We start from the raw sequence: 6,398 nt of genomic DNA on the forward strand, positions 1-6,398 counted from the left end.
TCCCTATGGGAGAGGGGGCGCGGCGCGGTTCCAGTGGCGATCGAGGAGACGACCCGCGCCATATGCGATCGCCCTGCCTGTAGGGAGAGAGGGCGCGGCGCGGTTCGCCCGACACCTCCGAACCATTCGACCGGAAACCGTATCAGCCCCGCCGCTCCAGGCTCGCCACGTAGAACCCGTCCGTGCCGGTGCGGGCGGGGCTCATCTGCAGCCCGTGGCGGGTGAAGCGCACGGCGTCGGCGAGCGCCGGCAGCACCCGCGCGACGACGTCGCGCGCCGGCACCACGGCGAAGCCCTCCGCCCGTCCCAGGAAGGCGTCGAGCGCGCCGTCGTTCTCCTGCGGCAGCAGCGAGCAGGTGATGTAGCTGATCCGCCCGCCCGGCCGCACGAGGCGGCCCGCCCGGTCGAGCACCGCGGCCTGCTCGGCGAGGCGGGTCGAGAGGCTGCCGGGGCGCAGGCGCCACTTGGCGTCGGGGTTGCGCCGCCACGTGCCCGCGCCCGTGCAGGGCGCATCGACCACGACCCGGTCCACCGTGCCGTCGAGATCCGCCAGCACGTCCGTGCGCGCCCGGCCGCCCCGGGGCGTGCGCACCTCGGCCTCCGCGCCCGAGCGGCGCAGGCGCTCGTGGATGGGCGCGAGGCGGCGCGGATCGTCGTCGCTGGCGATGAGCCGGGCGCCGTTGCGGGTCTGGCTCGCCAGCGCCAGCGTCTTGCCGCCGCCGCCCGCGCAGAGATCGACCACCATCTCGCCGGCCCACGCCTCGCTCAGCAATGCGGCGAGTTGCGAGCCCTCGTCCTGGATCTCGTACCAGCCCTCAAGGAATTCCGGCTCGACATGGAGCGCCGGCCCGCGCCCGTCGGCGCCGATCGGGATGCGCAGGCCCTGCGGCGCGAAGGGCGTCGGCTCCGCGTTCAGGTGCGCCAGGGCGGGAAGCGCCGCGTCCCGGTCCTGCCGGAGCGCGTTCAGGCGGATGTCGAGCGGGGCCCGTCGGGCCAGCGCCTTCAGCTCGGGCAGCAGATCGTCGCCAAGCAGGCCCGCGAGGTCCGGCAGCACCCACTCGGGCACGTCGCCCGCGACGTGCGGCGGCGCCTCCGCGAGGTTGCCCTGATCGAGCCGCGCGCGCTCCCCGTCGCTCAAGGGCTCGGGCGCGAAGCGCTCGCCGGTGAAGAGCTGGGCGATCGAGGGTGCGGCCAGCCCCTGTTGCAGGCGCAGCGAGCCGAGCAGCACGGCGCGCGGCGCCTCGTCCTGCATGATCCAGGCGGCGGAGGCGCGGCGGCGCAGCGCGTCGTAGACGAGGCTCGCGATCGCGGCGCGGTCGCCCGAGCCCGCGAAGCGGTGGGCGAGGCCCCAGTCCTTGAGAGCGTCGGCGGCCGGGCGTCGGCGCGCGGCGATGTCGGCGAGCACCTCGATGGCGGCGGAGCAGCGGGCGGAGGGTGTCAGGTCGGTCTCCTGTAATCTTCTGTTCACGCTGCCGTGAAACGGCCACGCTTCCTGCGCCGCAGGGCCACGATACGGCCGAGCTTCGGGCCCGATCCGGGCCGACAACGCCTCTCGCTTCAACGAAGGCCGGAGAGCCCGATGTCCCCCCTCCCCCGTCTCACTCTGGCGGCGCTCGCCGCCGCCGCGCTCGCGGCCTGCTCGCAGGCCCCGGCGGCACCGGGTCCGGAACTCAGCCCGCCGCCGCCGCGCGTCGATGCCAAGACGCAGCTCGAGTACGGCGGCCCGCCGCCCCGCGGCCCGCGCTACTGAGCCTCGCCCGGCGCTACCGGGCCTCGCGGGCCCGGCGCGCCTCGTAGGCCTTCAGGCCCGTATAGACGATCCCGAGGAGCGGGTGCGGGACGCCGGCCGCGCGCGCCCGCGCGATCAGGTCGCCGACGACGTGGTCGGCCTCGATGCGGCCGCCGCCCAGGATATCGCGCAGCATCGAGGCCGTCATCGGCGAGCCCTCCGCCGTCAGCGTCGCGCGGGCCTGCGCCGCGACCTTGTCGCGGGGCGCGTAGCCGGCGGCGGCGGCGGTGGCGAGGCACTCGCCGTGCAGGCCGCCGATCAGCTCGCGGCCGCCGGGCGCCGCGAGGATGTCGCCGAGCGCCGCCCGCATCAGGGTCGTGGCGCCCGCGAGCGTCGCCAGGAACACCCACTTCTCCCACATCTCCAGCAGGATCCTGTCGCTGAGGCGGGCCTGGAACTTGGCGCCCTGCATCAGCGCGTCGATGGCCTGCGCCCGGTCGGAGCGACCGCCGTCGCGCTCGCCGTAGGTGATGGTGCAGAGCTCGCTCATGTGGCGGATCTCGCCGTCCGGGCCCACCGTCGAGATGATGGCGCAGGAGCCGCCGAGCACCCGCGCCGGCCCGAAGGCGGCGTCGAGGGCGTCGAGATGGGCCATGCCGTTCAGGATCGGCAGGACCACCGTGCCCTCGGTCACGGCGGGCGCCATGTCGGCGATCGCCGCGTCGAGGTCGTAGGCCTTGCAGGAGAGGACGACGAGGTCGAACGCCTGTTCGCCCAGCCGGTCGGCCGTGACGGTCCGCGGGGCCGGCAGCTGCAGGTCTCCGAACGGGCTCTTCAGGTTCAGCCCGCGCGCCGCCAGGATCTCGGCCCGGGCCGGGCGCACCAGGAAGGTGATGTCACGGCCGATCTCGGCGAGCCGCGCCCCGAAATAGCCCCCAGTCGCCCCGGCCCCCACCACCAGCACGCGCATCTTCGTAAATCCCTGTGAGGTTTGGCGCCGGCGGCGCAGCCGAGATACCGCTATGGGAACCGGTCAGGTCCCGATCATTCGAATCGATCCGCTCCAACCGGCGGAACGAAGCTGCCGAACGAGCCGGCCGTCGGCGGTTGCGAGCGTTGCACCCCAGCGCTCCGCGGCCGCGAGGTAGAGCGCATCGTAGTTCGTGCAGCCGACCCGTACGGCGATCTCCAAGGCAGCAGGCGCGATCTCGTGGATTGCCTGCAACTGCACCAATCGCGTCGGAGCAGCAATGGCCTCGTGCGCATGATCGCGTGTGATGGCCTCGGACCGATATGCCTTGAGCAGCGTATTGCCGACTTCGACGAGGATGTGCTCCGGCGCAATGCGCACGTCACCCTCCGCCAGGATCGCCTCCGCCGCATCGCTGTGAGGCTCGGGCAGAAACCACTTCGCCGCGACGCAGGCATCGATAACGATCATCCCGCGTCGCGCTCGGCCCGGATCGTCAGCGCGCTGTCCGGCAGCGGATGCTTCAACGCACGGGCGCGGATGCCGCGGGTCAGGGCGACGGCTTCGTCTGCCGTGAGGACGTTCGCATCCCGTATGCCGTCGGTGCGCCGCCGCAGCTCGGACGGCGCGGCCGCGCCGTCCTCTCGTGCGCGCTCGTAAGACGGTTCCGAGCCCATCGATGAAAACCGAAACGACATCGTCATGCTTGGGGCCTCCGTCGTGGATTCTGCCACGCGACACCCCGGTTCCGATAGACCGCCGAATGGCCGGCCCCACTCAGGTCCGCGACGGGTAGTTCGGGCTCTCGCGGGTGATGGTGACGTCGTGGACGTGGCTCTCGCGCAGGCCCGCATTGGTGATGCGGATGAACTGCGCCCGCTCCTGAAACTCGGGGATCGTGGCGGCGCCCACGTAGCCCATCGCGGCGCGCAGGCCGCCTGCGAGCTGGTGCAGCACCGCGCCGACCGGGCCCTTGTAGGGCACCTGCCCCTCGATGCCCTCCGGCACGAGCTTGTGGGTGTCGCTGACCTCGGCCTGGAAGTAGCGGTCGGCCGAGCCGCGGGCCATCGCGCCGACCGAGCCCATGCCGCGGTAGCTCTTGTAGGAGCGGCCCTGGTACAGGAACACGTCGCCCGGCGCCTCGTCGGTGCCGGCGAGCAGCGAGCCCAGCATCGCCACCGAGGCGCCCGCCGCGATCGCCTTGGCGAGGTCGCCCGAGTACTTGATGCCACCGTCGGCGATCACCGGCACGTCGGCCTCGTGGGCGGCCTCGACCGCCTCCATCAGGGCGGTGAGCTGGGGCACGCCGACGCCCGCGACGATGCGGGTGGTGCAGATCGAGCCCGGGCCGATGCCGACCTTGATGGCGTCGGCGCCCGCGTCGATGAGCGCCTGGGCGCCCTCGCGGGTCGCGACGTTGCCGGCCACCACCTGCACGGCGTTCGAGAGCTGCTTCACCCGGCGCACGGCGTCGAGCACCTTGATCGAGTGGCCGTGCGCCGTGTCGACCACGATCACGTCGCAGCCGGCATCGATGAGGCGCTCCGCCCGCTCGAAGCCGCCGTCGCCCGTGGTGGTGGCGGCCGCCACCCGCAGGCGGCCGTGCTCGTCCTTCACGGCGGTCGGGTAGGCGACCTGCTTCTCGATGTCCTTGACGGTGATCAGGCCGATGCAGCGGTAATGGTCGTCGACGACGAGCAGCTTCTCGATGCGGAACTGGTGCAGCAGGCGCTTGGCCTCGTCCTGGGTCACGCCCTCGCGCACGGTGATCAGCCGGTCGCGGGTCATCAGCTCGGCCACCGGCTGGCTGGCATTGGTGGCGAAGCGCACGTCGCGGTTCGTCAGGATGCCGACGAGCTTGCCGCGCGAGCCGTTCGGTCCCCGCTCCACCACCGGGATGCCGGAGATGCGGTTCTGCTTCATCACCTCGAACGCCTCGGCGAGGCTCGCGTCCGGGTGGATGGTGATCGGGTTCAAGACCATGCCCGACTCGTACTTCTTGACGAGGCGGACCTGCTCGGCCTGCTCCGGCGGCTCCAGGTTGCGGTGGATCACGCCGAGGCCGCCGAGCTGGGCCATGGCGATGGCCATCGGCGCCTCGGTGACGGTGTCCATCGCCGAGGAGAGGATCGGCAGGTTGAGCTTGATCGTGCGGGTCAGGCGGGAGCCGACATTCACCTCGGTCGGCATCACCGAGGAGGCCGCGGGCCGCAGGAGGACGTCGTCGAAGGTCAGGCCCTCGATGATCGAGGCGGCGCTGATGGGGGCCATGTGCCAACTTCCCTGCAGGTGCGCGGCGCCTGATCCAGGGCCACCGGCGTGATTGGGTTGGCACGGGCCGATATCACGGGGGTACCCGCCCCGCCAAGGCGGCGAAACCGCGCCGCACCGGCTTATTCGCGCCGGGCCCGCCTGCGCGGACCGCATGGCGAGGCCCGGACCGGGCGGGAATCCCGGCGCCTCAGCGCGCCGGGAGCCCGTTGGTCGGTCCCTTGTCGGTCCAGTCCGGCGGCAGGCCGATATAGTCGCCCGCGATGCCGTTGACGCCGGGCGCCCGGCCGAAGGCCTCGCAATCCGGGTCGAGCGGCGCCTCGCCGAGCGTCGTGATGCGCACGCGGTCCCAGGTCGGGAGCGAGAGCGGCGCCTTGAACGGGTCCTCGCCGGTGGCGATGAGGTAGCCGAGATCCTGGCCGAAATCGCCCGCGAGGTCGTAGGCGTCGCTGGCCGGCGAGAAGCGCGGCTGGCTGGTGAAGGAGTTCGAGGCGCCGCCCCAGACCATCGCCACCCGTTGCTGCCGGCGCCGGTCGAGCGCCTCGGCCTCGACCGTCAGGCTGCCGAGCCCGATCGGCACGCGCGGGATCGGCACGCGGCCGATGCCCTCGGCGACGCCGACGCCGACCTGCGAGGCCACCGTGACGGCGGCCGAGAGGCCGATGGTCGAGCCGGCGCCCACGAGGTTCGTCGGCTCGACGCGCGTCACCTGGGCACGCACGGTGAGGTCGGCGTCGCGCGTCGAGACCACGTCGTATTTCAGGGAGAGCTCGTAGCAGAGCGCCCGGTCGGCGTTGTTGGCCACGACCCTGCGCTCGACCTCCGTGAGGCCGGCCGCGCCCGCGGCGTTGGCCGGGAAGCGCGTCGGGATGATGCGCACCGTCCGGGTGCCGGCGAGCGCCGCCCGGTCGGCGTAGAGCCTGGCCGTGGTCGAGGCCTCGGTGCTGGCGCGCAGCAGGTCGTAGCGGGTGAGCGAACCGGTGTCGTTCAGGAGCACGGTGCCGCAGGCGGCGACCGAGAGCATCAGGGCGGAGGCCGCGGCGAGCCGCGGCAGGGATCGGGGCGATAGCGATCGGGGCGTCTTCGGCCTCGTGATCATCCGGGCACTTTCTCGAGGAGCGGTCCCGTCTCCCGCCGCCCGACCGGGCGCGGAGGGCCGCGTACAGTACGGCAGAGCTTAGGGCCCGCGGGCGCCCCCCGGAAGGCCCGGCCCGGGACCGGGCCGCGTTCGGAAACAATCCGTGGCCGATCCGCCACGGAATCGGGCAGATCCCGCGCGCGGTCGGTCACATTCAGGGCAGGCGCGCCCCGCATGCAACCGCCCGTTCACCAAATCGCTTGTCGAGACCGATGTCCCCGACCCGGATCGTACCCCTCGTCGTCGCAACCGCCCTGTTCATGGAGAACACGGACGCGACCGTGATCGCC

General features: G+C 72.8%; 7 protein-coding genes. 1 reads left to right on the forward strand and 6 read right to left on the reverse strand.

Annotated features, from left to right (window positions below; genetic code table 11):
• Positions 1 to 142: 142 nt before the first annotated feature.
• Positions 143 to 1,441 (reverse strand): RsmB/NOP family class I SAM-dependent RNA methyltransferase, encoded by a 1,299-nt coding sequence (locus AX737_RS18520; protein WP_066923990.1) that lies wholly within the window; start codon positions 1,439 to 1,441, stop codon positions 143 to 145.
• Positions 1,442 to 1,579: 138 nt separating this feature from the next.
• Between AX737_RS18520 and AX737_RS34595 the strand changes: the two genes are divergently transcribed.
• Entirely contained in the window at positions 1,580 to 1,750 is a 171-nt protein-coding gene (locus AX737_RS34595; protein ID WP_197430627.1) for a hypothetical protein, read from the forward strand.
• A gap of 13 nt (positions 1,751 to 1,763) precedes the next feature.
• Here the strand turns inward: AX737_RS34595 and panE are convergent, their stop codons facing one another.
• The 5 genes from panE to AX737_RS18545 all read right to left on the reverse strand — a co-directional run bounded on the left by panE (position 1,764) and on the right by AX737_RS18545 (position 6,069).
• Positions 1,764 to 2,699, reverse strand: a complete 936-nt coding sequence (panE, locus tag AX737_RS18525; protein WP_066923980.1) for a 2-dehydropantoate 2-reductase — start codon at positions 2,697 to 2,699, stop codon at positions 1,764 to 1,766.
• Between the two features lie 63 nt (positions 2,700 to 2,762).
• A complete protein-coding gene (locus AX737_RS18530) occupies positions 2,763 to 3,170 on the reverse strand; it encodes a type II toxin-antitoxin system VapC family toxin (protein ID WP_066923982.1) in 408 nt (135 codons plus the stop codon).
• Positions 3,167 to 3,403: a hypothetical protein gene (locus tag AX737_RS18535; protein WP_156453823.1), complete on the reverse strand. Its 237-nt coding sequence runs from the start codon at positions 3,401 to 3,403 to the stop codon at positions 3,167 to 3,169. The genes AX737_RS18530 and AX737_RS18535 overlap by 4 nt, the downstream gene beginning before the upstream one ends.
• Before the next feature lie 73 nt (positions 3,404 to 3,476).
• Positions 3,477 to 4,970, reverse strand: coding sequence for an IMP dehydrogenase (gene guaB, locus AX737_RS18540; RefSeq protein WP_066923985.1), 1,494 nt, complete (start codon positions 4,968 to 4,970; stop codon positions 3,477 to 3,479).
• Positions 4,971 to 5,160: 190 nt separating this feature from the next.
• Positions 5,161 to 6,069 (reverse strand): DUF3313 domain-containing protein, encoded by a 909-nt coding sequence (locus tag AX737_RS18545; protein ID WP_066923988.1) that lies wholly within the window; start codon positions 6,067 to 6,069, stop codon positions 5,161 to 5,163.
• Between the last annotated feature and the right edge of the window lie 329 nt (positions 6,070 to 6,398).

The sequence above is a fragment of the Methylobacterium sp. CCH5-D2 genome (assembly GCF_001556475.1).
Lineage (GTDB): Bacteria > Pseudomonadota > Alphaproteobacteria > Rhizobiales > Beijerinckiaceae > Methylobacterium > Methylobacterium hispanicum.

Bases quoted from the DNA above. Each gene is read 5' to 3' on its own strand.
- AX737_RS34595 (WP_197430627.1), top strand. From the start codon at position 1,580: ATGTCCCCCCTCCCCCGTCTCACTCTGGCGGCGCTCGCCGCCGCCGCG.
- panE (WP_066923980.1), bottom strand. From the start codon at position 2,699: ATGCGCGTGCTGGTGGTGGGGGCCGGGGCGACTGGGGGCTATTTCGGG.
- AX737_RS18530 (WP_066923982.1), bottom strand. From the start codon at position 3,170: ATGATCGTTATCGATGCCTGCGTCGCGGCGAAGTGGTTTCTGCCCGAG.
- AX737_RS18535 (WP_156453823.1), bottom strand. From the start codon at position 3,403: ATGACGATGTCGTTTCGGTTTTCATCGATGGGCTCGGAACCGTCTTAC.
- guaB (WP_066923985.1), bottom strand. From the start codon at position 4,970: ATGGCCCCCATCAGCGCCGCCTCGATCATCGAGGGCCTGACCTTCGAC.
- AX737_RS18545 (WP_066923988.1), bottom strand. From the start codon at position 6,069: ATGATCACGAGGCCGAAGACGCCCCGATCGCTATCGCCCCGATCCCTG.